The following is a 26,362-nucleotide window of genomic DNA, read 5'->3' as shown; positions in this document are numbered from 1 at the left end:
AGTACGGTGCCTTTATAGAGCTTATGCCAGCGAATAACAATCGCTTTATCATTTAGTCTATTCGCTTTCTTATCATCAACATACAAGACTAAGTGCGTATGATTACTCATTACTGCATAAGCACACACGTCAATACAAAACACTTTGGCAAGCATAAGTAACTTCTCTTCTACCCAGCCTCTTCGATGCGCGTAAGACTTGCCAGTAAAATGGTCTTCGCCACATAAAAATGCACGCCGAACACAACGCGAGATACAGTGGTAATATTTTGTATCGGCCAAACTTACTTGGCGTTTTCTTGCGATTGCCATAAGACACCCTGCTTGTTTTCACACTGATAAAAGCCTAGTACTTAGTTCGCCAAACTGCAAAAATTAGTGTGGGTGTCTAGTTTATTGTAGTCAGGCTAATAAACACCAACTTAATTTATTATCTATAACTATCAAGATACTTACCTAAAGTATTATCCTCTTTTATAAATTCATATTGTTCTGTATCTCCCCATTCATTACCAACTTCATTAGTATCTGGGTGAAATAATAGTGAAACACCTGTTTTTGAATCCATGTTTTGATTTAAACCGCGGAAGCTATAATGCTCTAAAGTAGCAATTTTGTATTTTTCAACATACTCACCATTTAACTTAAAAAGCTGAACTTCCATATCGGCATATGCTTCAACAAAAACTAGGTTTAGCTTTTTAGAAAAAACAGCACTAGCATCAAAGCTAAGATTTATTTCAATTAGCTCTCCTTCATAGACCCATGACAGGGTTGTACTAGGTGAGTCACCTTCTCTGTTAAACACTCTTTTTATTTTCATAAATCCTAAACAACTCAATTAAATATACTTTGAAATTTGACTTTTATATGAATCAGGTTTTGCTAACTATTTAAGTATTTACTTTCGTCCATTCTCTGCTAGCTCCAGGTTCATACCTTACAAACCATGGGTTTGGTTGTTGCTCTGCAGGTATAAAATTAATGGCGTTAGGGGTTTCAAATACACCTACAGGCTGCCCTTTATCTTTCAGACAAACAAATTGCCCATCAATTAATTCGAATATACCTTGCTCACCACCGGCAAGAAAAATACGCTCGTCTATTGCCCCAACCCCATACCATGAATATTTAGCAGATCCTATATCAGTGAAGCCATCTTTTGCATTACCTACTAATAAACAGCCACTACGACCAGTAATAAAAACTTTGTCCCGTGAAAGCACCTTTACATCGGTAAACGCATCTTGTTGCGGAATGCCTGAGGGTAAGTTTATCTTAGTCCATTCATTCCCATTGAAATGATGTATGTTTCCATCATAACCAACAACGTATACGTCATCAGAAGCTGAGCCATCTATTGCATTTGGCGCTTTTGGAAGTGTGTACTTAGCCAAAGACTGGCCGTCCCAATGAAATGCTGGGCCTGCAAAGGAAGTAACCCAAACATCTTCGTCTGTTGTTCCCCAAATAGCATTTAGTTGACCTTTAAATACTTCGGTAACATTCCACTTAATATCAAAACTACCTGAATTAAATTTTAATCGCTCGAATGGCGGCTGCATAAAATTAATGTTGGCATTAGTAAATACGTCACCTTGATCATCTACAACCCATAAATGACCATCTTGTGATGACCACATAGCGTTAAGCTGAAAATTTACGCCTAATAGTTTTTGATTTTTCAAACCTTGGCTTAATGTTACTGCTCCAACGGCTGCCATTGGGTTAGCTTCATCGTAAAATGTATACAGTATATGTTCTCCCAGACTGGAGTAACATAAATCAATAACATGTGAAATATCGTAATTGTTTGTCATTATATTCCTTAGAACTCTTCTATAATCTTATCTTCAATATCAGGTACATCACCACCACCGACTAAGTTAGACATCTGCGCATCTTTATCAACCCCAGCGCTATCTAAGTAGTTTTCCGCATCTATTCGAATCGCCTTGGCTACTAAAGCTGCTTCCTCTTCTGGGATCCTCGCTTCGTATACACCTGGCGCCCTTTCAATTGTCTCCATACTAAGCGACATTGCTGTCTCACTCTCCATATGATCTAGCCACTCATTTACTGTGGCGTACTCGCCTTTTTGATCAAGGGTTTTAGCATAGTCTTTTTCAACATCAGTAAGGTACCTGTGCTCAGTGCCTTTACTTTGATCATCAAATACAAAGTATGTTATCGCATCGGCTTCATTATAATTACCAAAGTCTTTGCCTATTGGTACATTAGACCGCTTTTCTTTTGCATACTTAGATCTTTCCATAAAACAAGAGTGGGGTATAAAGTGTTCCCGCTGGTAGCCTTTCTTTGTTATCCCTTGTAATTTTTTATAAGGACCAACGACTACTTCATGCTTTTCATATAATGCTTTCCTGACGGATTCATCAGTGAGATCAAGCTCATCGTCTGCTAATTCTCTTTTTGACTTAACATCTAACTTAGGCTCTTCTGTGTAATCATTATATTTATTTGGTCGTGCAGATGACCAATCTTTATCATCTGCGAAAGTAACTTGCGTACCTCCACCCTTGAGATATTTTCCATTATCTACTTGCGGGCCAACAGGGCCTTCGTATACTTTAAATGGCCTTAGTACTTCATAGGTAACAACATTATCTAATGTTGGCTTCCATGACTCTTTAATAGCTAGTTTTTGCCTTCCATATTCTGTATTCGTAATATTGTCGAATGTAGCAAACCTACCGGGCATATCTTCACTACCATCGTCAACTATCATACTGAAGGTCTCGCCTACCTTCATATCCCTTATGGTCGCTTTGTAATCAAAGCCAATAGGCCATGGAGACATATTTTCAACTAAATCTTTATAGGCTGCTGCGGCTTCCGAAGAACTTGAGAACATTCCTTTATGATCTTTTTGAAATTCATTCCATGTATTTTCTTTAAAAGCAAGCCCAAACGGATCTACCCAATTCACCGGATTCGGCGCATACTGATAGTGGTTTATGCCACCCACTAATCCAATCGGGTCTTGGTTTATAAAGCGTTGTTGTTTGGGGCTGTAATAACGATAACGGTTGTAATGTAAGCCGCTTTCCTCGTCTAAATATTGCCCCTGAAAACGTATTGGCTGAGTAAAGCTGTTCTCTTTATTTGACTCAGACTCAGCTTCTGGCTCCTCAAAACCATACGCATCGGCTTGGTTTTCCCATACGACTTCTGCTTTGTTATTAGTAACAAAACGCGGGGTATTCAGTTGGTCTAGGTGGTAGTAATACACTTCACCTTGTTTAATCAATGCGACTGGGTGAAATTGATTTGGCAGGTTGATATACCAGTTATATTCACCGTGTTGGCATTCACCTATTAACTGGTCGTTATCCCAAATGTAGTCAATTTTACCGTGCTCGGTGTGCTTGGCAATACGACGACCGAGTGGGTCGTAGTCGTATTGGGTGAGCGTGCCGTTGTTGTTAAAACAGCTTAACTGATTAAACGCGTTGTATTCACGACGGGTTTTTATGCCTTTGCCGGTTTCGCGTATTTGATTACCGAACTCGTCGTAGTAAAAGTCGCTGTCGCCAAATTGTGTTAGGCGGTCGGCGTCGGTGGCACTGTTTATTGTGGTGTTGTTAGTGCCCTCATTGTTTACTACTGAGTCAGCGTTGCTACTATTTTTACTACTACTTTCACTACTACTTGGCGCTAACTCATTGTATTCGCTATGCGTGGCGCGTGTTAAATCAATAGAAGAGCTGGCTGTATGCTCATCAATGGCAGCCTTATGTTTTGCACCTTGGTCGCCGTTAGCTGTATCGCTAGTTTCTTTATCACAAGTGCTTGTATCTTTAGTGCTCGCATCGCTTGTATTTGATTTTACTGCCTGGCTTTGCGGGTTACCAAAGCTATCCCACTGGTAGTGTGTGGTTGTATCAGCGCGTGAGCCTGCCAATGTTTGCTGAATTAACTGCCCTAGGCTGTTGTATTCAAAATTGATGTTTTGGCTGCTTACGCCTTCGTTTTTACGGGCAATGAGCTGGTTTACGCTGTCGTAATTATATGTACAAGTATCAAATAATGCTTGCGCTGGGTGTGTAAGCTGCTGCTGCGTTAAGCGGTTAAATACATCAAACTGCTGAGTAAGGGTAATGCTGTTACCAAACTGCTGGGTTTTAATATTACCTTGGCTGTCGTAGCTTAATGTTACAAGCGGCTTTGCTGCCATAGCTGGGTCATTCGCTGTGCTATTGCCTTGGAGTAAATGAATAGCGCTAAGCTGACCGAATTTATTGTAGCTGTATTTTAGCGTGCTTGAGTCTGGCAGGTTGAGTGATTGCCGTCTGCCAGATTTGTCGTAGCTGTAGTTAAGTGTATACGCTTGTTGTTGGTTATGTACTTGCTCGGCGCACAGTAGTCGCCCGCCTTTATCAAACCGTTGTTTTAAGGTTGATTGCGCATTATGTGCACGCGCAATGTTACCTTGCTTTGTGTAGCTGTAGTAATTGGCGTTATTGACGATATGTGAGTCGCTTGCAAGGCTTGCATGCTGAGCAGTTACACGGCCAAGGCTGTCGCGCTCTATTTTTACATGGCGTTTGTTGCTTTGCGTTACATTACTAAGGCTAAGCGGTTACAGGATACTGAGGTTAATTTTGTATGTTGACTACTTAAGTCTTAGCTTTTAAATGTTAAAAGCTGTTTTTCACTCTGGCAATCACTAGAAGTAAATAATTCTCGAATCAGTAGTTTAAGCTCTTACTAAACTGCTGAGATGCAATAGATAAGTCAGTTTGAATAGTGACCACCTATTGCTTTTTTACACTAATTATGAATGTAAATAATATTAATAAAATCTATTACTGTAAATTTTGACGCAAATAAAAGAGTGCAGTATAGTACTGCTAAATTACTGGATGTAATATTTTATTTAATATTTACCTTAAAGGACTAAAACATGAAATTACCACTAATTTTATCTGCTTTTTTGTTATCTACCAACGTATTATCTGCCACCGAAACATCTAAAGTTTATTACAGTTATGACTCAGAGCGTGAAGCACAGCTATTCATTGTACCGAATGAAAAACAAGATACATACTATGTTAACTACCGAGGATTCGAGCATCACTTCGATGAGCAGACTTTATTATATAAAAAGTTAAAAAACGATATTGGAAAAGGCTATTACCTAAAACAAATTGGTATGCCTAATGTTAATTTTAGAAACGACGAAAACCAAACAATAATATCCGGCACTCTAGTTTCTTATTCGAGTGTATATTTAGACGACGGTACTGTAACTAAAGTTATTTATCAGGGCTCTATAGATAAAGCTAAAGAAAGAAGAATTATTGAAAAATACAAAGAACGACAATTTGAAACCTTTAGCAAAATTGAAGCTAAAAAATTGTATAAAAAACATTTAAAAAGCCTTAATGAAAAGTGTGGTACGCAAATCGTCGTTGATGTAGCTTGGTCTAACTTTGACAAAAAAAACTTGAAGACTACCCCATCTAAACTTTCAGCATATTTACAATCTTTAGAAAAAGTATGTTTAATTGACACTGATTATACCTTAGCAGTAAAAGATATAAAAAGTGTTAAGGTTTTACCATCGAGCACTCCTGAGACTCAAAGTGCAGAGTTAAATAAAAATGTACTCACGATTGAATTAGGTAACCAGGTAGAGAATCTACCTGAAGTTAGTTATGAAGCAATATATAATATTTTTTAAACACTAAAAGGAAGAAGTTATGAAACAAAAAATTTTAGCCGGACTTATTATTGCTGTTTTCAGCTCATCTGCTTATGCATCTATTAAAGACAAAAAAGCAATTCGAGCTGCAGATACAAGTATTGCAGAAGAAGTTGCAAAAGTTAAAGCTTCTTGTGGAAACGCTAAATTAGATGTAAATGTTGATTGGGATGACTTTAAGAAAATGGCAGCTGCTAATGAAGCTAAGCTTGCTGATGATAGATACAAAAGCCAATGGATTATGTCTCATGCGGGTCAACGCACAGTAGCGGTTTTAGAGGCTGTTTCTGAAATATGTAAAGATGATGCTGATTACAAAGAAGAGTTAGCACTGTTGACAAAGATTACTGTTTCAGCAAAACAAGATTTTAAAGATTCAAAGAGTGAGTTTTCACTTGATGATACTGTTTTAAAAGTTAATTCAGGTCATAAAATGACAAGACGAGCATCTGATTTTACAAAAAGTATCAAAGAATTATACTAATAGTTTAATATGACTATCGATATGAGCCAGCTATAAGCTGGCTTTTTTATAAGCTCTACTTTATGTGGGTTGATCAAATTTTTAAGTTTATTAGAATATATTGATGTAAACATCATTCCCCTATTTGAGCATCCCAATTATTAAAAAGGATCACCATGTCTAGCTATAACGAATCTCCAGAGCAAATTGAACAAGCCACGCAAGGCTATGTGATGCAGCAAACTATGTTGCGTATTAAAGATCCAAAGCCGTCTTTAGAATTTTATCAAAATGTATTGGGTATGAAGCTTTTAGGTAAGTATGACTTTCCTGGTATGAAGTTTACGCTTTACTTTTTAGGCTACGAACAAGAATTGCCACAAGGTGATGATAAGGAAAAAGCTGAATGGGTGTTTCGTCGCCCTGCGTTAATTGAGTTAACCCATAATTGGGGCACTGAAAACGATGACAGTTTTGAGGGCTACCACAGCGGTAATCAAGAACCTAAAGGCTTTGGCCATATTGGTATTAGCGTGCCGGATGTTTACGAGGCCTGTGAGCGCTTTGCAAAATACGATGTAGAGTTTGTAAAAAAACCAGATGATGGTTCAATGAAAGGCTTAGCCTTTATTAAAGACCCTGACGGCTACTGGATTGAAATACTCTCTGCAGAGGGAATTACTGAAATTATCCTTTCTCAGTAATAACGATTTATTTATATTAAAAACCAGCTTTTTAGCTGGTTTTTTTAATCGTAAAAATTCATTTTTATTTATAAGCCCAAGCATCGGTTATTGTTACTTGGCACTTGTTATAACTAGCCGCTTGTTTTTGCGCAATACCTCTTACTCTAAAGTTGGTTGAATCATTAGGCAGTAGAATTAGGTCTTCGTCGGTTATTGATAGCGTATCGACTAGAGTGTTTTGATCTGTTAAAAAATCGACCTTAAACTTTATATTTTTAAACGAAAAATCTGATTCATTCTTTATTTTCCCTATACAGGCAACATACAAACCATCGGTTTCATTTTTAGTATTAATTTGGCTTACATTAGCTATTAAGTTTTTTTGTGCTTGTTCTTCAAGCCCTGCTACATATATATTTTGATAAAAAATAAACCCAAAAATACCAACAATAATTAAGGCCAATGCACCAATAATAATAGGATTGTTTTCTAAATTAGAATATTTAGCTTGAAGTGAGGTGCATTGCGGGCATTTTTTAGCCCGTGAATCTATGGCGCTAAAACACATAATGCATTCTTTAGTTTGCTGCATCTTTTCCACTACAATAAGCATCCTTGTTAAGTATTAAATGTTAAGTATTAAAACCAGTAGTATTGCTGACTTTAAGGTATTTTAGTTTACTTATACATAATAACTTCGTAAACACATATAGCTTAAAAAAGTAACGATTTTATAAAGCAATACAAGGTGCTGTATATAAACACAGTGCATGCGTGTTTTGGTATTTTAACGTAAACATAAAAAAGCCAGCAATTAAGCTGGCTTAGTATATTAACTATTTTACATAATTACTTACGAAGTGCGTCGATTCGTGCATCAAGCGGTGGGTGCGACGAAAACAACTCAGCAACACCTTTACCACTTGCAATACCAAAGGCCATCATTGAACCTTCTAATTGCGACGGATGGTTTTGCTTTAAACGCTCAAGGGCTGATCGCATTTTATCGGCACCAACTAGTTTTGCCGCGCCGCTGTCGGCTGCAAATTCACGTTTACGGCTGTAACTTGCCACGACTATGCTTGCTAGCACACCAAATAATACTTGGAATAACATATCGAATAAGAAGTATGTCCAGCTACTGCCACCCTCTTCTTCATCGCTATTAATAAAGTTATCTACAATGCCTGCCAATACTTTTGCGGCAAATATTACAAAGGTGTTTACCACGCCTTGTATTAGGGTAAGCGTTACCATGTCGCCGTTAGCCACGTGCGATACTTCGTGGGCAAGTACGGCTTCGGCTTGATCTTTGGTCATGTTGTGCATTAAGCCTGTGCTTACTGCCACTAACGAGTTTTTTTTACTTGGGCCGGTTGCAAATGCGTTCATTTCTGGGCTGTCGTAAATAGCCACTTCTGGCATTTTAATACCTGCTTTTTTTGCTTGCGCAGATACCGTTTGTATAAGCCAATGTTCGGTTTCGTTTCGGGGCTGTGTAATTACATGCGCGCCGGTTGATTTTTTAGCGATCCATTTCGACATAAATAACGAAATAAACGATCCACCAAAACCAAACACAGTGGCTATAAGTAAAATTCCGCCAAGGCTACGATGGCTTAAACCCAGCGCACTCATTATTATTGAAAGCACTACACCTAATACCAACATAACCGCTAGGTTAGTTAATAAAAACAAAAATACACGTTTCATATTGTCCTCACAAAATTAATATTGATCACCGAACGCTTAAAATAAATTAGGTTAAAGCAATCACTACGTTATGACACACTATGTCATAACGTTAGCGCTATTCTGTGACAAACTATGTCATAACACAAGTGTTATTTATGTGTTTATTGATAATTTTTTTGAGAGGCGTTTTATAGCAAATTAAAGACTGAAGTTTCTTTATAAATCAGTTTATTACAAGCTGTTATTTAGCTCTGCCATATCAATTGGAAAACCACGTTCACCTGCCAATATGCGCGCAACTTCACCAATATTTTCGCAGCTATTGTGTTTAAGGTACGACCATTGATGGCTACTGCGGTGATGGTTTACAGCAGGATCGCTGCTTATTATTCCTAATTTTATAAACTCAGACACTATTTGATCTGCAGCTATTAACGTTGACGATGCTTTAACATTTTCGGCCCGTGCATAACTAATATGAGAATATAAGCTTACATCAGCTACGCGTAAAGTGTCGTCATCACCTGGGATTTGTTGCCCGCCAAACAAGGCATTATTTTGTGTGTTAGCACTTTTAAACGCGGGTACAAACTCGGCTACATAATCTATTGCTGTTTGGTTACGTGTTTGCAATGCTGTTTTGTCCCACCCATCTTTAATATAGTCCAGGTATTTATCGGGGAGTTTAGGTTGAGCACTCATTGGTGTTGCATCAGCTAAGCCATCATTAAATAGCGTAATGTCGTTGGTCATGCCGTGTATTTGAAAATACCCGTTAGGGTAAGGCGTTAGCTGCGCCATGCCCTCTGGTGTGCCACGGTTACCGTAAATAATAATTTCGGGTATTTGCCCACCAGCACCTTGCCAATGAGTGATGTAAGAGGCTTTAAATTCAACCATGCGCTTTACATCTACCCCAACCAAGTCGTCAATAATACCGGTTTGAAAACCACACGCATTGATTAGGTAATCTACTTCAACGGTTTTACCTTCTAAACTTGGTTGTGTTTGGTATTCAATGTTCCACTTGGTTATTTGTTTATCAATCTTATTATTGGTAACAGGCGATACACTTTTAACGCATGTATTTGTTAAAACGTGAGCATGTTTATACTCGGCAAGCGCGAGTTGAGCACTGGCCGATAAACGAAATATATTCCAACCATATTCTTGTGCAACAATTAGCGGAAACTTTAGCTTATCTAAATCTAAATGCTTAGCCACGGGTATCATCCATTCATCTAACGACGTAGGCTTGGCTACTTGTTTTTGCTTAGCAAGCTTTAGCATTTGCTCGCGGCTATATAACTGATAATAATGCTCTGCCTCACCTAACACTTTGTTGGCGCTGTCTTGCTCAACAAGCTCGCTATAGGCTTTTACTAATTTATCTAAACGCGGAAATAAATCCTCCGGTGAGTCGTCGTCGCGCTTGGGTACTGCAAATACTGTAGGGCGAACATCGATGGTGTGAGGATAAAGGCGCGCTATATCTATACATTGCTTGAGTAAATCTATGCAGTCGTCGTCGGGTATTTCGCGATATAAATTGCCACCTGAGTGCAAATGGCACATTGGAGGACCATCAATTAACGACTTTTTCTTTTCAAATACGTAAGTTTCTAACCCTAACGCAGCAAGCCTGATGGCTATAGTGGCACCCGCTGTACCCCCACCTATTATGCCTACGCGTTTTTTAGGTAAATCATTGTTTAGTGCTTTTGGCTCTGCACTTACGTGCGAATTTGGGGCGTAGCTTTCAATAAATGGGTGCGTCATATAATCGTTATGTCCTTAGTAACTTAGTAACATTGTTTTTGAGCAAGCTTTGTATTTATAAATGTTTATATGTGTACTAAGGCTGACTATTTCAATATTTACCTTACAAAGTAACTTTTTTAAAAAAACGCTTAAGTGTTTATAGATAACGCATTAAGCAAGCTTTTGTATATTTGTAACTTAGGCGTTTGCTCGCTGTAAGGGCTTATGGCAAGTATTGGAAACGGTAAACGTGCTTTAAGTGAATCAAGGTTTGCTTGGTATTCGTCCATGTTTTTATCTACTTGGTTTGCAATCCAGCCAACGCAGTTTATACCCATACTTTGCATATGCGCAGCGGTTAGTAATGCATGATTTAAACAACCTAGCTTCATACCTACAACGAGTATGACTGGTAGCTGCTCAGCCTTTACCCAATCGTATAAATAGTCGGTATTATTAATTGGTAGTGCCCATCCACCCGCGCCTTCGGTAAGTATGTAATTAGCGCCTTGTTGTTTTACGTTTTTATAAGCATCACTTAGTTTATCGACAGTAATACTCACCCCAACTTGATCAGCAGCTATGTGCGGTGCAATAGGTGGTGCAAACGCAAACGGATTTACTACGTCGTATTTAGCGCCTACTGTTGCGCTTTCCATTAGTATGAGAGCATCAGCATTTACTAGCTGATCAAACGCCATTTCGCAGCCAGCAGCAAGGGGCTTAAAGCCAATGGCTTGTTTTTTATGTTGGGCAAGTAACTTTAATAGCAAACTGGTAACGTGGGTTTTTCCGGCATCGGTGTCGGTGCCTGTTATAAAAAATTCTTTCATGCGTTGCCTTTAATGTCTTTGGGCTTAGTTAGGGTCTGTTGAACTTTGCGGATTAAAATTTGCTCAAACTAGGGGCTATTTAATCGCGGCGCGAGATTTGTAACCTAGTGGGCTAAGTCAAAACCGAGCAACAAAGAGTAAATAGCCCCTAGGCAGAACCCTTTGGGCAGCGCCTGTTTGGCATTAATGCTACGTTATCGCCTATTTATGGGGAATAACCACACTGTATAGGCTCTGCCTTGCCTAAATACCAAACAGACTGCTGCAAATTTAACCTTGAAAGATCAACAGACCCTAGTCTTTTTCTAATGATAACAGCACCACATGATAAGACACACATGCTTTGTTATTTATAAGCGGATACGCACTGCACACTTTTTGTAGCGCAGATTTGGTAAGTAACCCTTGACGCGTATTGGTATGATTTTGCGTAGTTGCCCCTATAGCTTTAATTGAAGCAATCGCTTTTAAAGGTGTTGTGTATTCATCGGTATAAATACATTTTTTTGCACTGTTAATAATAAACCCTGCATTTTGGACTGATTGGTTTATATGCAATTCACTATTAAAAGTATTTATGTGGCTGTTTGAATCAAGCGCTGCAAACGCTGTTTTTATTTCGTTAAGTGAGCCCTCTACCACAGTGCTTATGTACGCCTGCCCGCCTGGTTTTAATATGCTGTAAAGTGATTGCATTAAAGTCGAAAAATTAGCAGACCATTGCACTGCAAAGTTACTGTAAATAACATCAACACTGTTTGCTTGCAGCGGTAAGTTATCCATATCGGCACATATTTTAGTTGTGGTTAAATCACTACTTTGCAGCATGTTTAAACTCAAATCGATTGCCACAACGCTTGAAAACATGCTTTGTAATGTATGTGTATTAACAAGCGGACCTGCGCCTAAATCAACACATACCTTATTTTTATTAAAGCCTGGTTTTATAAGTTTAAATAGATCGCTCGCTGCATGTTTTTGTACATTTGCATGGGCGTTATAATTCTCAGCTGCTTTTGAAAACTTACTTTGGGTGGACTTTTTAAGCTCCTTGTTTAGCTCTTTATCCAATTCGCTAGTTAACTCTTCATTTAACTCTCTATTTAACTCGCTACTTACTAGGCACGGTTTTACTTTACGTGTTTGCATTAAATCTGTTTTTAATACTGGCTGAGCAGTCATGCTATTGCACCTACTAAATGCTTAACTAAGTGCGTTATGTCTTGCTCGGTATGTGCGGCTGTTAAAGTAATGCGTAAACGCGAGGTGTTATGCGCAACCGTTGGCGGTCTAATTGCAGTGAGCCAAATACCCTGTTGCTTAAGTTTATCTGCCGCTTGCAATGTTTGCTCAGCGCAGGCTAATACAATGGGCTGTATGGCAGTGTTTGATTCCATTACTGCAATATTATGGGTTTTAGCGAGTTGCTTAAATAACGCAATATTGGCATTTAGCTTATCGCGCTTATCATCAGCTGTTTTTATGCTTTTAATACGCGCAAGTGTGTGGCTTGCCAAAAGCGGCGACATAGCAGTTGAATATGTGTAATCGCGATTAAATTGCAGCATGTAATCAATAAACTGCTGGTTGCCCAATACACACGCGCCACTACTCGCAACGGCTTTGCCAAAGGTAATAACTAAAATATCAGGAAGTGTAATACCCTCTTCTAAAAGTGCTTCGCAACTGCCTAAACCTGTTTTACCTAATGCACCAAAGCCATGTGCGTCGTCAATCATTAGCCATGCGTTGTGCTGTTTTGCTAAGACGAGTAATTCTTTAAGAGGTGCGGTATCGCCATCCATCGAAAACACGCCTTCGCTTATAATTAGCTTGTTTTGCGCTTTTGATTTTTCGAGCCGTGAGCGTAAATAATTCATGTCGTTGTGATTAAAACGCACTAAAGCCGCGTTACAATGCAGAGCACCGTCAATCAAGCTTGCATGATTTAACTTATCTTGAAAAATAGCACTGTTTTGTGCAGCAGCTTTATCTTGAAACAATGCTTTAATTACGCTGCTATTAGCGCTAAACCCTGAATTAAATAACATTCCTGCGCCATAACCAAATTGCTCGCATAAGTATTGCTCAAGCGCTTTTTGCTGCGCCTGATAACCGGTAACCAATGCAGAGCTGTGACTGCCTAATGCGTAGGAGTCATTAAGGTTTACAGCCTCATCCCCAAAGCCTAAGTAGTCGTTACTGGCAAAGTTAAGATAGGTTTTATTATTAACCGTTATGGTGCGCGCTGTAGCGTGCTCTACTACATTGCGTTTACGAAGCAGCGCATCTTGCTGGCGAGCCTCAAGATGCGTATTTATAAAATCAAAAGGCATAGATATAAAAGCCTACGCTTCGTAAAACAATTCAGACGTTGCTTTGTCGGCTACTTGCGATGAAAGCGAGGCTTCTACTGCTTCGTCTGAATAGTCGTGACGTTTTTCTGGGTTCATGCCTAATTTTTTAATTAGGTTCATATCGGCATCAGCGTCTGGGTTTTCGGTGGTAAGTAGTTTATCACCATAAAATATTGAGTTAGCGCCTGCAAAAAAGCACATTGATTGCATTTGCTCGTTCATGGCATTACGCCCTGCCGATAAACGTACATAACTGTGTGGCATCATAATACGCGCTGTTGCTATGGTACGTATAAATTCAAAGTGATCTAAATCGTCTACGTTTTCAAGCGGTGTGCCTTTAACTTTAACCAGCATATTAATAGGCACGCTTTCTGGCTGTTGTGGCAAATTAGCTAGTTGCATAAGTAGTCCAAAGCGGTCGCTTGCTTGCTCGCCCATGCCGACTATTCCGCCCGAGCATACTTTCATACCGGCATCGCGTACGTGGTCAATGGTATTTAATCTATCTTGAAAAGTACGGGTTGATATAATTTGCTCGTAATACTCAGGTGACGTGTCGAGGTTATGGTTGTAGTAATCAAGCCCTGCATCTCGAAGCTCATGGGCTTTTTCGTTAGTGAGTTTACCTAGCGTCATACAGGTTTCTAACCCTAGCTCTTTTACTTCTTTAACCATTTGCGAAATGTATGGCATGTCTCTATCTTTTGGATCTGACCATGCAGCCCCCATACAAAAACGGGTCGCGCCTTTTTGTTTTGCAAGGCGTGCTTGCTCTACTACTTTTTCTACTTCTATTAAGCGTTCGCGTTCTAAATCGGTTCGGTAATGCCCCGACTGCGGGCAATACTTACAATCTTCTGGGCAAGCGCCTGTTTTAATTGATAACAACGTAGAAATTTGCACTTCATTTGGGTTGAAGTTAGCACGGTGAACCGATGCGGCTTTAAAAAGTAAATCGTTAAATGGCATTTCAAATAATGCTTTAACTTCAGCGTGGGTCCAATCGTGACGAACAGGTGCAAGTTCCATAATACTCTCTTATTTTTTTCTCAGCGGTGATATTGGCTTAGTCTACGAGTTGAAGTACCATTGTCAACGAAGCCCATCAAGTTAAAGTTTACATATGATTAAAAAGAATGCGATTGACCTTGATTTTGATCGTGAGCACATTTGGCATCCATATACATCTATGACTAAGCCAATTCCGGTATACCCCGTTACACATGCAAATCACAACATTATTTACCTCGAAACTGGCGAGCAATTAATCGATGGCATGGCCTCGTGGTGGAGCGCAATACATGGCTATAGTCACCCTGCTATAAATAACGCCATGATTGAGCAAATTAATAATATGAGCCATATTATGTTTGGCGGTATTACACATAACAGCGCGGTAGAGCTTTGCAAAAAAATAGTAAATATAACGCCGCCTAGTTTAACTAAAGTATTTTTAGCCGACAGCGGCTCGGTAAGTGTTGAAGTGGCAATAAAAATGGCCCTGCAATATTGGTTAAGCCAAGGCATTACAACAAAACAAAAATTAATGACGCCCTACAAGGGCTACCATGGCGACACCTTTGCAGCCATGAGCGTATGCGATCCTGTTAACTCAATGCATAGCTTATATAGCGGCTTTTTACCTGAGCATATTTTTGTACCTGCACCGGTGAGTAAGTTTGGTAGCGAGTTTAACCAAGCAGAAGCCATCGAGCTTGAAGAATACTTTAAAACCCACCATAGCCAAGTAGCTGCATTTATAATTGAACCTATTGTGCAAAACGCGGGGGGGATGAACTTCTATCACCCCGATTACCTAGCCTGCGTACGCAAGCTTTGTACGCAATATAATGTGCTACTCATTTGCGACGAAATAGCCACAGGCTTTGGCCGTACAGGCAAATTATTTGCTGTAGAGCACGCCAATATTGAACCCGATATAATGTGTATTGGCAAAGCCCTTACTGGCGGTTCAATGACGCTATCGGCCACTATTACTAGCGATAAAATAGCCATTGGCATAAGCGAAGGTGAAGCAGGTGTTTTAATGCACGGCCCTACTTTTATGGCTAATCCGCTTGCCTGTGCTGCGGCGTGTGCAAGTATTGATTTATTACTTGAGCAAAACTGGCAACAACGAATAAACCAGCTAAACAACCAGCTTCAACAACTCAATAAATGCAGTGAACTAGATGACGTTGCCAATGTACGTACTTTAGGCGCAATTGGTGTTGTAGAACTAACCGATAAAGCAGGCAATGTGAATGTTGCTAAAATTCAGGCCTATTTTGTAGAGCAAGGTGTATGGATACGCCCATTCGGTAAACTAATTTACCTTATGCCACCGTATATAAGTGATGACACCAGTATAAAAACACTGTGTGATGCGATTTATAATGCAATTAACAATAAGCATTACTAATACTTGTTGTTAATTTACTTACTCATATTCTTCATTAGGATTTAGGCTAGGGTGTGGAGACTTTTATGGATTGAAATTTGTCTAATCTGAGGCGATTGAATTGCGGCGCGGGGTATTAACCTAGTGGGCTCGGAAACTGCTCCTGCATTATTCTAATGGCTTACGTCCATATAAGAGTAAGTAAAAACCGAGCAAAACTTTCGCACCCTGCTCACGCCCCTTACCAACATCCTTGGAGTAACAAAGAGCATATCGTCACTATAATATACCCAACGGGCGCGCATTTTTGCGCATTTATTCTACGTTATCGCCTACTTATGCGGAATAAACATATTCCATAGGCCCTGCTTTAAATACCAAACATACTACTGCAAATTCAACCACGAAAGATAATATGCCTAATTAGTAAAAATACTCAGTACAAGTAAGGATAAGCCAGCGCAAAGCCAGATATGGCCAAATTTTTGCCATATTAGCGCGTTTTTATACACTCTGTGAGGGTTGTCTTTATCAACTAATAAGGAGCAAGGCTCTCCTTGTTTATATAATTTAAATAACGATTCATCTAAGTCAACTACAACACTGTGAATATCGCCATTGTAATTAAAGCTTACCAACATTGATTGTTGTTGCGCGCATTCTAATGGTAATACACGTGTGTTTATTACGGAGGTGATGTTACTAATTGCACATACTCGCCAATGATGTTTGTTTATCTTACATTTCATCCATCTGAAAAATGGTAATAAACCGGCAGCTATAAAACACATCCCTAAGATTACAAGTATATTACTCATTACATATTAACCTTCTAATAATTGATAAGCACTATGCGCTGCAATTAAGTCGCTAAGTCCAGTACCGACCGATTTAAATAGCGTCATATCTTTATTATTTAAACGGGCATTCTTGTTCTGGATTGCCAATTCGGATAATTCTGCGCAAATTTCGTGTGCGCAAAACACACCCTCTTTAATTGGCAAGAGTAATTCGCCAGCCTCAGCAAGTACGTTTACTTTACTATCAACATATACATTGCTGCGAATAATTGTGGTTGAGTCACATTCACGTTGTTCACTATGGTGATTACCAATTAAATCAATATGAGTGCCTTGGTTTAACCAAGACCCTTTAAATAAAGGTGTTGGCGATCCCGTTGCACAGCTAATCACATCAGCACTGTAAACAACTTCCTTCGTGCTTTTACCAATGACGAACTCCATATTAGGAAATACCTGCTCTAGGGTATGTTTTAACGCCGCCACTTTTTGAGCATTTCGTGCAATAAGTGTTACTTTCTCAAAATTACGCACCGATATATGTGCTTTAATCATATATAAAGCTAAATTTCCGCTACCAAAAAATACTAAGTGTTTACTGTTTTTTCTGGATAAATACTGGCTTGCTAATGCAGACACAGCTGCAGTTCGCCAAAGCGTAATACGCGTGCCATCGACTAATGCTAATGGTTCACCATGATTGCGAGAAAATAGCATTATTTTAGAATAGAGCGATTGATATTCTGTTTCTGTGTTTGTAGGAAAGTAAGTAAACGCCTTAACGCCAATAACATGTTCATTCCATGCGGGTAATATCGCAAAAGCATCATGATTTGACTTGTCTGTATTAAGTTCGTACACATTACGTTTAGGCATACAAAAAGCAGATGCAAAACCCTTTTGGAGTGCTTTTATTAAAGATTCAAAATTAAGAGCGTAATCAATTTTTTCTGCATTTATTATTTTCATTTTTTACTCCAACCTTAATAGTGCTTATGTTAACTGAGCTTTATATTTAATGGCTCATTAGCACAGCACTATGGCCTGTAGTATTATTAGTAATTAACTCAATAAAAATAGGTTACCCATAAAAAATGCCGAACAGTCTCCTGTTCAGCATTAAGGTTGTATTGCTTCATTGATAGCGATTCTTTGCCTTATGTAGTCTTAAGCAAAGTTATTAAATCAAGTAACAACCTTCTAGGGGAAAACTAAAATTCAATACGTGCAACCAACGACATATAGCGAGCACCTTGGCGGCTAGTCACTAAACCATAGTCAGGGTTTAACTCTAAGCCATTATCGCCATACTGAGCACGCTCTTCGTTAATGTTTATCGCACTATCGCTGTTAAATAAATTATAAACAGTGCCTTTTAAAATCATATCTGAACCAAAAAAGTCAGTGTAGTAAGTTAATGACATATCCACATTAGTCACCCAAGGTAAGTTACCTTTACTACCACGTGGTGCAGGGTTGCCATTTTCATCATAGTGCGATGCTTGGTCATAGTACTTACTAATACATGCATCCCAAGGACTACCTTGCTCACAGCTATCAACACCTTCTGGGTGAACTGAGAAGTAGCTCTGAGGGCGACCTGAAATAGCGCTTGCAACTAAACCAACGGTGAGTGCTTCAGTAATATTGTAGGCACCACTGAGTTTGAATGAATGGCGATGATCGTTTGGTAAATTACCATAACCATGATCCATCAAATCGCCGTAGTCATACGAGGTTGTCCAACCTGGATCTGCTTGGTTGTTATCCGTTTTAACTAATCCTTCAGTGTTACCATAACTATGTGACCACGTGTAAGACGTATTAATTCGTAAATCATCCGTAACATTACCATCTAAAGTAAATTCAAGAGCGAGGTATTTACGTTTAGCTTCTGGTAACGCAAGTTCTTCAGCGGTCAAATTAACATTATCTACTTCACCATCACCGTCGAAGTCATACGACATTTGAATCGCTTCACCAGGGTTATTGAGCACATAATATGAACCTTGCCCTACGTTATCCATGATACCCATTTCAGCAAGCTTTTTAGCAAGCACAGGGCCTACATCGGTATCTTCTACGCTGCGACCTAGATCACGGTAAATAGCACGTACACCTGCTGACATCGTATCAAACACTTCTTGCTGATAACCAATTGTAAACTCATCGCTGTACATTGGTTTTAAAGAAGCCGAAGCAATTAACCCAGGTTCAGTAATACCACGTTGACGCCAGCTTCTATCACCTATCATATCACCACGACTAGGTGAACCATCAGCAGTTAACGAAGGTGAGCCATTGCCTTCTAATTGATCTAATTCGAAATACTCAAACCATTCAATAGACGCAGAACCTTGAGTGACATTCATGTTCGCAGATACTGGTTGGAAATAACGACCAAAAGTTGCAAATACTTTTGCACTACCATCACCACTAACGTCATAAATAGCTTGTAAACGTGGCGCGATTTGATTATCAATATCAACGAAAGCACGGCCATCTGAAACAGTGTTTTCGAACTGGCTATAACGCAAACCCATGTTAAGCACTAAATTATCAGTTGCTTGCCATGAATCATTAATATAAAACGCTAATGAAGTGGTATCAGAATCCACTTCACGACTACGAACTCGTCTTTCGATATAATCATTACCTAATGCTGCACCAGAGACATCGTTTCCACCAGCTGTTTTTATAGTCCACCAGCCTTCAGCGTCCCCAATACCATTTTGACCTTCAAAGTAATCAACTTTTACATTGGTGTAATCAATACCAAACTGGATTGAATGCATATCCAAATCCCAGTTAAAATCAACTCTAGCTTGGTCACGAATATATTCTTCTTCTGTTACTCCTGAATTAGTGTGCTGACTCAATGTTAAAAAACCATTTCTTTCGTCCCAAACACCTGGGTTTGGAGACGCTACCACGTTTTCAACATTTTCAGTTACGCGTCCAACAACTGCTGACACAGAGAACGTATCACTAAGGTAGCCATTGTAGTTAATGCTATAAACCTTGCCGCCATCTTCACCTGGTGCATCTACCCCTTGCTGATCACCAATAACATCATCCTGCCAACTATAAGCAAACGTTTTATTAGTCCAAGTACGTTTGTTATTCATTGCAGAGAAACCTACTGAGTGGTTTTCATTAATAAACCAATCAACTTTGGTAAACCAACGGTCTTCATCACGCTCAAAATCAGAAAATGTAGTTTGCCCAGCGCTGTTCGACTCTTCTCTACGTGGAGCAAATAGACCATAGAAGAAAAGCGTATCTTCAATAAGTGCACCGCTCGCCCATAACTGCACTTCTTTAAAATCGTAACTGCTCTGTTGCGTATTGGTGCTGATGGTGCCGCTATCTTGGAATATTGAATCATGCTGACTACTAAGACTATCAGGATCCCAGCGTACTTCTGCACCAAATTTAAAATCATTATCACCCGATTTAGATACAGCGTTTACAATACCGCCTAACGAACCACCAAACTCAGGGCTAACACCACCGGTTTTAACTTGAGTTTGAGAAATAGCTTCCCATGGCAGACGAATTGAACCCAACCCTGTCCGAATACTTGTTACATTCAAGCCATTAAAATAGTAGCCATTTTCAGCTGCTGATGCGCCACCAAAACTAGAAGCGCCTTTAAAATTAGAGCCACCTGGAGCCGCGGTACCTGGTGCAAGTAACGCAATACTCTCAAAACCCGTATTACTGGCATTGCTTTGAGCTCTGAACTACTGAACGTTAAGCCAGAGGTTGAAGAGGCCATATCAACACGACGAATTGCTGAACCGGTTACTGCGATACGCTCTATGTCGGTACCAGCTTTAAAAAGTTGTACGTCAAGTATTATTGATTGGCCAATCGTTACGGCAACATTTTCTTCAGTCATTGTTTGATAACCATCTTTTACAATAGTTACATCGTATGTACCTACAGGTACGTTTCTTAATAAGTAATCACCCTTGGCGTTACTGATAATGGTGTAAACCAATCCCTTGCTTCTATGCTTAAGTGTAATAGTTGCGCCGGTTAAATCATTCCCCGATTGGGTAACAATGTTTCCTTTAACAACACTGCTGCCATCAACAGCGTGTGCAGCTGGCACGATTAATAATGCTGCTGTTACCGCAGTTGCTAGCAGGGTTTTAGCACCCACGCCCCGAGTTTGTTTTTTGTTATTTGTAAACATGTAAGAGTTCCTTGGTCCTGTTGATTTTTTATTGTGAGACTAGCCTCGACATGAAAAATATACACATATTACATATTGTATACAATATGTAATATGCGTTTATTTTTAGTTAAATTTAAATTACAAATTATACAGAACCTAAAACCTTTTCAATTTGTACCTAAAAACAGAGACTTGGAGTTCTGAGATTTAATACATAAAACTGAAATATTAAAAATAAATATTTATAACGATGATTAACTGCTTGAGGCGAGCTTATGTAATCTATGTTATTTGGTGTAATAGGCTCCTTAATATTTTTAAACTAGATACTTAATTAATTTTGACCTAGGTATTGCCGAAGTAAATTTTGCTGCTACAATAAACTGCACACTGTATACAATATACGAAAATAAGAGGAAGCATAATGAAAACAAATAGCAAAGACTGGCGATATACTGTTATGCCAGCTGTATTTACTTGGCTTAAAGAGTCGCAGTCCGGCGCCCTTGAAATTGATTTTGATGCAACGCAAAAATATGCAAATGATATTTTAAGCGTTAAAGGTAAAGGAGGTACTAAAATGGGAGGGCTTGTTGGCTCTGGCACACTGGGTGAGAATACCTATTTAAGTGACGAGCAGCGCCTTTCTTTACTAAAGGCTCTCTCAAGTGTAGCTAAACAACATAATGTTCCATTAATCAGTGGAGCAGCAGCTGAAACTAAAGAACAGCTTGCCAAAATTGTTACAGAACTTGCGACTGTTGGCGTTGATACCGTGATGGTAATGCCACCAAAAACCACATACACACCCTCTGATGAAGAAATGTATGCATACTATGCCCTTTCTGCAAAAGCTGCAAAAGAGGTAGGCATAACAATAATGCCCTATAACAATCCTGATGCAGCCGGCTACCATGCGCTCTCAACTGTTCTTCTAACGAAGCTTGCTGCTTTACCTGAAGTTACCGCGCTTAAAATTTCAACGATAGACGTGTCAGTTATTGAAACAATGATGCTAATGAACAAAGACTTAAAAGTACTAGCTGGTGTAGACACCGTAACCGTACATGCAGGGCTCGCTGGTGCGTGCGGTGGAATTACAGGCGTTGGTTGTATATTCCCAAAAGCAAGTGTCACTATGCAGGAACATGTGAATAAAGGCGAATGGGCTGAAGCAAATAAAATTTCTCAAGCGATGAATTCTATATCTTACCTTGATGCACAACCGTTACTTTTAGAATACCTTAAGCTTGCTTTTGGCATTCATCACAATGATGTAACGGGTGGGCTTCGTACCCTTGGGAAAAAACTAACTCAACAGCAGATTGATGATGTTCAAACACGGTATATCAAGGCAAAAGAGAGACTTGAGATTCTAGGTTTAATAGACTAATTATTTAAAAGTTAACAAACAAAAACTCCATTTTTACGGAGTTTTTAGTACCTACCGCTTAACTGTTCTTGCGATGGTTGCATCTCACCCTATTAAATAATCTTACTTATTGGGCATTAAAGAAAAATAGAAATTTAAGGTAGAAAGTTCAGGTGTATCGTTTATGCGAATATTAGGTAAGGTTAAGCTTTACACTTCTAAGCTTTTTGCTCTACCTACCTAAATTATTTTTTAAATATTCACTTTAAAAATGCAGATAAGCTGGTTGAACCTTGAATGGTAGCCAGCTGAGCACATTATAAGAATGTGCTAGCAAAGATTTATTAAAAACTACCTTTTTTCATCTTCTATTTTAAGTAATAGTTTTTTAATGTCGTTTTTTGCGCTCAAGATATGCTTTTTCAAAAAAACACAGGCTTTTTTGGTATCTTTTACGCGGCAAAACTGTAATAAAGTGCGATGCTCTTCGGGCGCAGTAGTTAAGCCACCTGCCAGTAAAATATGCATCCGTACATAACGCTCTGAATTTTTACTATACATATCAACTAGCTCCCGAGTTTGTGGCCGTTGTGCGCGTGAATACAACTTACCATGAAAACGGCTGTTTAAATCGCCCGTTGCCAAGTGAGTATCACCTGCTTCCATGGCGCTTTCAAGCTCAGTTAAGATAAGCTCGGCATCGGTTAAATCTTGATCTGTTAATCCCTCTATTGAGTGACTTAGCAGCTCAGCTTCAAGTAATGCCCTCAAATCAAAAATTTCATCAATTTGTGATGCTGAAAGCTCTGTGGCCGTGGCTCCTTTATGTGCTTCAAAATTAACAAGCCCTTCAGCTTCAAGCTGAAGTAGTGCCTCACGAACAGGTATTCGACTCACATTAAGTTCAGCAGCAAGTGCAGCTTGACGCAACGGATCACCAGCTTTTATCTCACCGGTTAATATTTTTTCACGAATTGCTTCTGCGACTAGTTGGGTGCGGGTTTTGTGTTCGATAGCCATGATGATCCTCTTATACCAATCGTGTAAAGTTACTGGCCATTTATAGCGACAAGTAAACGCAGTTAGCGCTTTATTTAGCTCGCTAGAATGGTTAAATATTTAAGTCGATTGGTATTATATTGCATTTAAAATACATTATACTCAAGTTCACTCATATGCCAAGTTAGAATCTGCTTAAGCCCCCTATAAATAAGGGTAAGCGGGAAAGTGCAATTTTACAATCCCGCCTATAAAACTTATGCTTGATAGCAAATTGGTCGCATAAATCGCAACATTGCATTTGTGCCCACAGAAGTGCTGCGCACATCCGTTGAGCTTGGGAATGGCCCACCGTGGTTCATTGAACCACATACTTCTACACCTGTTGGCATCTGATTTTTAATCAAGCGGCCTACTTTGTATTGCAGTGCTTCAATAACACTATCAGCTTTATTTAAATCAGCCTCAGTACCATGAACACTGGCAGTAAGCTGCCCTTGGAGTTTATTTATCAATGTCATGAGCTGTTGTTCACTGTCGTAGCGCACAACCAATGCCGCAGGGCCAAACACTTCTTCATGCAAAGCTGGGGTTGTTAAATAATTATCGGCATTACACGCGAAGACATGCGCATTAGCATGAAACGCATGCTCAAGCTTACCTTTGCCCAACACACTTACTTGAGCAAATTGGCTGCGCTCTTCGACTTGTTGTTTAAAAGTTTTAACAATCCCAGGAGTGAGCAAGGTGTCTGATGGTGCATCATTAATACACGCAGTAATGTGTGCTTCAAGTTCATCACACCCCGTTGGCACTAACCAAAGCCCAGGACTGGTACAAAATTGCCCGTTGCCCATCAACATAGACTGGCAAAGTGACTGTGCTATTTCTTTGCTGTTTTCAATCGCTTTATTGGGCAAAATAACTTGTGGGTTAATACTGCCTAATTCACCATAAAATGGGATGGGTTCTTCACGCTTGGCAACCGTTGCTTGTAGTTTACTTGCCACATTAAATGAGCCGGTAAACCCCACTGCTTTTATTACAGGTGCAGCAACTAGCTGATGCGACATATCATAATTTTTACTTTGCACCATAGCAAACACGCCTAACGGCATCGCACATTCTTTAATGGCTGCAAGCGCTGCACGTGCCATCAATTCACCCGTGCCAGGGTGCGCTGTGTGATTTTTTACAATCACTGGGCAACCTGCAGCAAGCGCTGCGGCAGTATCGCCACCTAGTGTAGAAAAAGCATAAGGGAAGTTAGATGCGCCAAATACAGCCACCGGCCCTAGTGGTAAATAGTTAAGCTCAGTGTGTGGCTTTGGCAAAGGCGCTCTTGTGGCATCGGCTTCATCCACTACTTTTAAACCCAAAGGTGAATCTGGGTTTTCACGTAAGGCACTAGCAAACGCTTTAAGTTGATTTACGGTGCGCATGCGCTCACCCTGTAAGCGCGCAAGCGGTAGGTTAGTTTCTTGCTGTGTTTGCTCAAGTAGCTCATCGCCAAGTGCTAATATTTGCTCTGCAATGCACGTTAAAAAATCTGCACGTTGTGCAAAGCTGGTTTTACGGTACTCATAAAACGCCGATTGTGCGGCCTCTATTGCACCGTTTAATTCAACCGTACTTAGATCATAAAAGCGCGTTGGCAGCGGTTCATTACGTGCTGGAGAAAATCCATTAAATTCACCATTCGCTGAATCACCTATCCATTGCCCTGCTACTAAACTTTGTCCTGTTAATGTCATGCTTTGCTCCTGATTAAATTACTTGAAATCCAAATGCATATGGGTCGTCGTCGTCCACTGTGATCGTGCTTGTGCCCGTCACTCTAGACCAGCCTTGTATGCTTGGCAAAATGGCTGTTACGCCTGCGATTTCTGTTACCTGTTCAATGCAGCCGACAAATTGGCTACCGATATAGCTTTCGTGGATAAAATCTTGCCCTTGAGCCAACTGTCCTTTGGCAAAAAGCTGTGCCATACGGGCACTGGTGCCTGTTCCACATGGTGAGCGATCAATAGCTTTGTCACCATAAAAAACAGCATTTGCGGCGTGTGAATTGGCATTTTTTGGTGTGCCAGTCCATAAAACATGACTTGCACCTTGAACGGTTGGGTCAAGCGGGTGAACACATTTTATTTTTGCGTTTATGGCATCACGCACTTGCGGGCTGTACTTTAAAATTTGCCCAGCGGTTAAATGCTCAATGCCTTTGTAATTGGCTTGCGGTTCAACAATAATGTAGAAGTTCCCTCCATAGGCAATATCCACATTAAGCTCACCCAATTCATCCACTTCAATGACAATTGACTTATGTGCTAAGTAAGCGGGAACATTATAAATTTTTACCCACTGAACTTTGCCACCAATCATTTCATAATTGATTTGAACACGCCCTGCTGGCATGTCCAATAACAGAGTCCCCGGCACTTTTGAATGAAGTAAACCATGCTCTAAAGCAAACGTAACAATGCCCATTGTGCCGTGGCCGCACATGGGCAAGCACCCTGATGTTTCTACAAATAAGATAGCGGCATCGCCGTCCTCTGTGGTGGGCGGGTATAAAAACCCGCCCGACATCATGTCGTGACCACGAGGCTCAAACATGAGCGCTTGGCGTATCCAATCGTGATTTTGCAAAAAGTCTTGGCGTTTCTCACTCATGCTCTGCCCGCTCAATTGCGGGTGACCACTGGTAATAAGCCTTACGGGGTTGCCACAGGTGTGACCGTCAATACAAAAAAAGGTCCCTTTGCGCATAACTTAGTCCAATTTTAATTTAATTAAGTCAACCCGGCTTGCCATCGCTTTGTTATAAAGCGCAGTGACAGTTACTTTTTTACATGATTTTCTCAATCCAATAATACACTGAGCACACTCATTAATTAGTTCGTCGATCGTTTTTACTACTGCTGTAAAGTTAATCGAGTAATCTGCATTTAACTGGGTCTTTGCTGCAACAAAGACTGTTTGCCAATTTACTGTCATTTTAACCACCTGATTGATGTTTAGACTTGATATAGTATGTATATTGTATACAATAATCAACATTCTATTTTAGCATTTTATT

Annotated in this window: 21 protein-coding genes and 2 pseudogenes; 5 read left to right on the top strand and 18 right to left on the bottom strand. The window is 39.7% G+C overall.

Features of this window, described 5'->3' with window-relative positions:
- The 4 genes and pseudogenes from WNY79_RS14020 to WNY79_RS14005 form a co-directional block, all read right to left on the bottom strand.
- A pseudogene (locus WNY79_RS14020) lies at nt 1-311 on the bottom strand (Mobile element protein); the annotation flags it as partial.
- Nucleotides 312-429: 118 nt separating this feature from the next.
- On the bottom strand, nt 430-822 hold the full coding sequence (locus tag WNY79_RS14015) for a hypothetical protein (protein ID WP_342876149.1): 393 nt from the start codon (nt 820-822) through the stop codon (nt 430-432).
- 70 nt (nt 823-892) lie between these two features.
- Complete coding sequence (locus tag WNY79_RS14010; RefSeq protein WP_342876148.1) at nt 893-1,819, bottom strand: hypothetical protein; 927 nt, start codon at nt 1,817-1,819, stop codon at nt 893-895.
- An 8-nt stretch (nt 1,820-1,827) separates the two neighbouring features.
- On the bottom strand, nt 1,828-4,197 hold the full coding sequence (locus WNY79_RS14005; protein ID WP_342876147.1) for an RHS repeat-associated core domain-containing protein: 2,370 nt from the start codon (nt 4,195-4,197) through the stop codon (nt 1,828-1,830).
- Between the two features lie 729 nt (nt 4,198-4,926).
- On the opposite strand from WNY79_RS14005, the gene WNY79_RS14000 reads away from it, so the two are divergent.
- The 3 genes from WNY79_RS14000 to gloA all read left to right on the top strand — a co-directional run bounded on the left by WNY79_RS14000 (nt 4,927) and on the right by gloA (nt 6,894).
- Nucleotides 4,927-5,706 carry a hypothetical protein gene (locus tag WNY79_RS14000; RefSeq protein ID WP_342876146.1) on the top strand — a complete coding sequence of 260 codons (780 nt, stop codon included), beginning with the start codon at nt 4,927-4,929 and terminating at the stop codon, nt 5,704-5,706.
- A 19-nt stretch (nt 5,707-5,725) separates the two neighbouring features.
- Nucleotides 5,726-6,211 (top strand): hypothetical protein, encoded by a 486-nt coding sequence (locus WNY79_RS13995; protein ID WP_342876145.1) that lies wholly within the window; start codon nt 5,726-5,728, stop codon nt 6,209-6,211.
- A 155-nt stretch (nt 6,212-6,366) separates the two neighbouring features.
- Complete coding sequence (gene gloA / locus WNY79_RS13990) at nt 6,367-6,894, top strand: lactoylglutathione lyase (RefSeq protein WP_342876144.1); 528 nt, start codon at nt 6,367-6,369, stop codon at nt 6,892-6,894.
- A 64-nt stretch (nt 6,895-6,958) separates the two neighbouring features.
- Here the strand turns inward: gloA and WNY79_RS13985 are convergent, their stop codons facing one another.
- The 7 genes from WNY79_RS13985 to bioB form a co-directional block, all read right to left on the bottom strand.
- A complete protein-coding gene (locus tag WNY79_RS13985) occupies nt 6,959-7,468 on the bottom strand; it encodes a hypothetical protein (RefSeq protein ID WP_342876143.1) in 510 nt (169 codons plus the stop codon).
- A gap of 257 nt (nt 7,469-7,725) precedes the next feature.
- Nucleotides 7,726-8,589, bottom strand: coding sequence for a protease HtpX (gene htpX / locus WNY79_RS13980; protein WP_342876142.1), 864 nt, complete (start codon nt 8,587-8,589; stop codon nt 7,726-7,728).
- A gap of 213 nt (nt 8,590-8,802) precedes the next feature.
- A complete protein-coding gene (locus tag WNY79_RS13975) occupies nt 8,803-10,350 on the bottom strand; it encodes an FAD-dependent oxidoreductase (RefSeq protein ID WP_342876141.1) in 1,548 nt (515 codons plus the stop codon).
- A gap of 131 nt (nt 10,351-10,481) precedes the next feature.
- Nucleotides 10,482-11,165: a dethiobiotin synthase gene (gene bioD, locus WNY79_RS13970; protein ID WP_342876140.1), complete on the bottom strand. Its 684-nt coding sequence runs from the start codon at nt 11,163-11,165 to the stop codon at nt 10,482-10,484.
- Nucleotides 11,166-11,459: 294 nt separating this feature from the next.
- On the bottom strand, nt 11,460-12,347 hold the full coding sequence (locus tag WNY79_RS13965) for a methyltransferase domain-containing protein (RefSeq protein ID WP_342876139.1): 888 nt from the start codon (nt 12,345-12,347) through the stop codon (nt 11,460-11,462).
- The gene (locus tag WNY79_RS13960; protein WP_342876138.1) at nt 12,344-13,501 is read right to left on the bottom strand and encodes an 8-amino-7-oxononanoate synthase; all 1,158 of its coding nucleotides are present in this window, start codon (nt 13,499-13,501) and stop codon (nt 12,344-12,346) included. Before WNY79_RS13960 ends, WNY79_RS13965 begins: the two co-directional genes overlap by 4 nt.
- Nucleotides 13,502-13,513: 12 nt before the next feature.
- Nucleotides 13,514-14,554, bottom strand: a complete 1,041-nt coding sequence (bioB, locus tag WNY79_RS13955) for a biotin synthase BioB (protein WP_002961242.1) — start codon at nt 14,552-14,554, stop codon at nt 13,514-13,516.
- A 94-nt stretch (nt 14,555-14,648) separates the two neighbouring features.
- Between bioB and bioA the strand changes: the two genes are divergently transcribed.
- Nucleotides 14,649-15,947: an adenosylmethionine--8-amino-7-oxononanoate transaminase gene (gene bioA, locus WNY79_RS13950; RefSeq protein WP_342876137.1), complete on the top strand. Its 1,299-nt coding sequence runs from the start codon at nt 14,649-14,651 to the stop codon at nt 15,945-15,947.
- Between the two features lie 398 nt (nt 15,948-16,345).
- Here bioA and WNY79_RS13945 read toward each other — a convergent pair whose 3' ends face one another.
- From WNY79_RS13945 to WNY79_RS13935, 3 genes and pseudogenes are all read right to left on the bottom strand, one after another.
- Nucleotides 16,346-16,744, bottom strand: a complete 399-nt coding sequence (locus WNY79_RS13945) for a hypothetical protein (protein WP_076924620.1) — start codon at nt 16,742-16,744, stop codon at nt 16,346-16,348.
- A 6-nt stretch (nt 16,745-16,750) separates the two neighbouring features.
- Nucleotides 16,751-17,695, bottom strand: a complete 945-nt coding sequence (locus WNY79_RS13940; protein WP_342876136.1) for an ornithine cyclodeaminase family protein — start codon at nt 17,693-17,695, stop codon at nt 16,751-16,753.
- 242 nt (nt 17,696-17,937) lie between these two features.
- A pseudogene (locus WNY79_RS13935) lies at nt 17,938-20,930 on the bottom strand (TonB-dependent receptor).
- A gap of 406 nt (nt 20,931-21,336) precedes the next feature.
- Here WNY79_RS13935 and WNY79_RS13930 point away from each other — a divergent pair.
- Nucleotides 21,337-22,305, top strand: coding sequence for a dihydrodipicolinate synthase family protein (locus tag WNY79_RS13930; protein WP_342876135.1), 969 nt, complete (start codon nt 21,337-21,339; stop codon nt 22,303-22,305).
- 330 nt (nt 22,306-22,635) lie between these two features.
- Here WNY79_RS13930 and WNY79_RS13925 read toward each other — a convergent pair whose 3' ends face one another.
- From WNY79_RS13925 to WNY79_RS13910, 4 genes are all read right to left on the bottom strand, one after another.
- Nucleotides 22,636-23,304 (bottom strand): GntR family transcriptional regulator, encoded by a 669-nt coding sequence (locus WNY79_RS13925; RefSeq protein ID WP_024597912.1) that lies wholly within the window; start codon nt 23,302-23,304, stop codon nt 22,636-22,638.
- Nucleotides 23,305-23,540: 236 nt separating this feature from the next.
- Complete coding sequence (locus WNY79_RS13920; RefSeq protein WP_342876134.1) at nt 23,541-25,037, bottom strand: aldehyde dehydrogenase (NADP(+)); 1,497 nt, start codon at nt 25,035-25,037, stop codon at nt 23,541-23,543.
- Between the two features lie 13 nt (nt 25,038-25,050).
- Nucleotides 25,051-26,052, bottom strand: a complete 1,002-nt coding sequence (locus WNY79_RS13915; RefSeq protein WP_342876133.1) for a 4-hydroxyproline epimerase — start codon at nt 26,050-26,052, stop codon at nt 25,051-25,053.
- A 3-nt stretch (nt 26,053-26,055) separates the two neighbouring features.
- Nucleotides 26,056-26,280 (bottom strand): hypothetical protein, encoded by a 225-nt coding sequence (locus WNY79_RS13910; RefSeq protein WP_294117064.1) that lies wholly within the window; start codon nt 26,278-26,280, stop codon nt 26,056-26,058.
- Nucleotides 26,281-26,362 lie beyond the last annotated feature (82 nt).

Origin of the sequence: Pseudoalteromonas sp. AS84, assembly GCF_038900255.1 — a bacterium.
Lineage (GTDB): Bacteria > Pseudomonadota > Gammaproteobacteria > Enterobacterales > Alteromonadaceae > Pseudoalteromonas.
Note: the sequence above shows the minus strand (reverse complement) of the source record. Positions and strands in the feature narration are given on the sequence as shown.

Coding starts and splice junctions, on each gene's coding strand:
- WNY79_RS13910 (WP_294117064.1), bottom strand. CDS start 26,280: ATGACAGTAAATTGGCAAACAGTCTTTGTTGCAGCAAAGACCCAGTTA.
- WNY79_RS13945 (WP_076924620.1), bottom strand. CDS start 16,744: ATGAGTAATATACTTGTAATCTTAGGGATGTGTTTTATAGCTGCCGGT.
- bioB (WP_002961242.1), bottom strand. CDS start 14,554: ATGGAACTTGCACCTGTTCGTCACGATTGGACCCACGCTGAAGTTAAA.
- WNY79_RS13930 (WP_342876135.1), top strand. CDS start 21,337: ATGAAAACAAATAGCAAAGACTGGCGATATACTGTTATGCCAGCTGTA.
- WNY79_RS13915 (WP_342876133.1), bottom strand. CDS start 26,052: ATGCGCAAAGGGACCTTTTTTTGTATTGACGGTCACACCTGTGGCAAC.
- WNY79_RS13920 (WP_342876134.1), bottom strand. CDS start 25,037: ATGACATTAACAGGACAAAGTTTAGTAGCAGGGCAATGGATAGGTGAT.
- WNY79_RS13925 (WP_024597912.1), bottom strand. CDS start 23,304: ATGGCTATCGAACACAAAACCCGCACCCAACTAGTCGCAGAAGCAATT.
- WNY79_RS13975 (WP_342876141.1), bottom strand. CDS start 10,350: ATGACGCACCCATTTATTGAAAGCTACGCCCCAAATTCGCACGTAAGT.
- WNY79_RS13965 (WP_342876139.1), bottom strand. CDS start 12,347: ATGACTGCTCAGCCAGTATTAAAAACAGATTTAATGCAAACACGTAAA.
- bioD (WP_342876140.1), bottom strand. CDS start 11,165: ATGAAAGAATTTTTTATAACAGGCACCGACACCGATGCCGGAAAAACC.
- WNY79_RS14005 (WP_342876147.1), bottom strand. CDS start 4,197: ATGGCAGCAAAGCCGCTTGTAACATTAAGCTACGACAGCCAAGGTAAT.
- WNY79_RS13995 (WP_342876145.1), top strand. CDS start 5,726: ATGAAACAAAAAATTTTAGCCGGACTTATTATTGCTGTTTTCAGCTCA.
- bioA (WP_342876137.1), top strand. CDS start 14,649: ATGATTAAAAAGAATGCGATTGACCTTGATTTTGATCGTGAGCACATT.
- WNY79_RS14015 (WP_342876149.1), bottom strand. CDS start 822: ATGAAAATAAAAAGAGTGTTTAACAGAGAAGGTGACTCACCTAGTACA.
- WNY79_RS13960 (WP_342876138.1), bottom strand. CDS start 13,501: ATGCCTTTTGATTTTATAAATACGCATCTTGAGGCTCGCCAGCAAGAT.
- WNY79_RS13940 (WP_342876136.1), bottom strand. CDS start 17,695: ATGAAAATAATAAATGCAGAAAAAATTGATTACGCTCTTAATTTTGAA.
- gloA (WP_342876144.1), top strand. CDS start 6,367: ATGTCTAGCTATAACGAATCTCCAGAGCAAATTGAACAAGCCACGCAA.
- WNY79_RS14010 (WP_342876148.1), bottom strand. CDS start 1,819: ATGACAAACAATTACGATATTTCACATGTTATTGATTTATGTTACTCC.
- htpX (WP_342876142.1), bottom strand. CDS start 8,589: ATGAAACGTGTATTTTTGTTTTTATTAACTAACCTAGCGGTTATGTTG.
- WNY79_RS14000 (WP_342876146.1), top strand. CDS start 4,927: ATGAAATTACCACTAATTTTATCTGCTTTTTTGTTATCTACCAACGTA.
- WNY79_RS13985 (WP_342876143.1), bottom strand. CDS start 7,468: ATGCAGCAAACTAAAGAATGCATTATGTGTTTTAGCGCCATAGATTCA.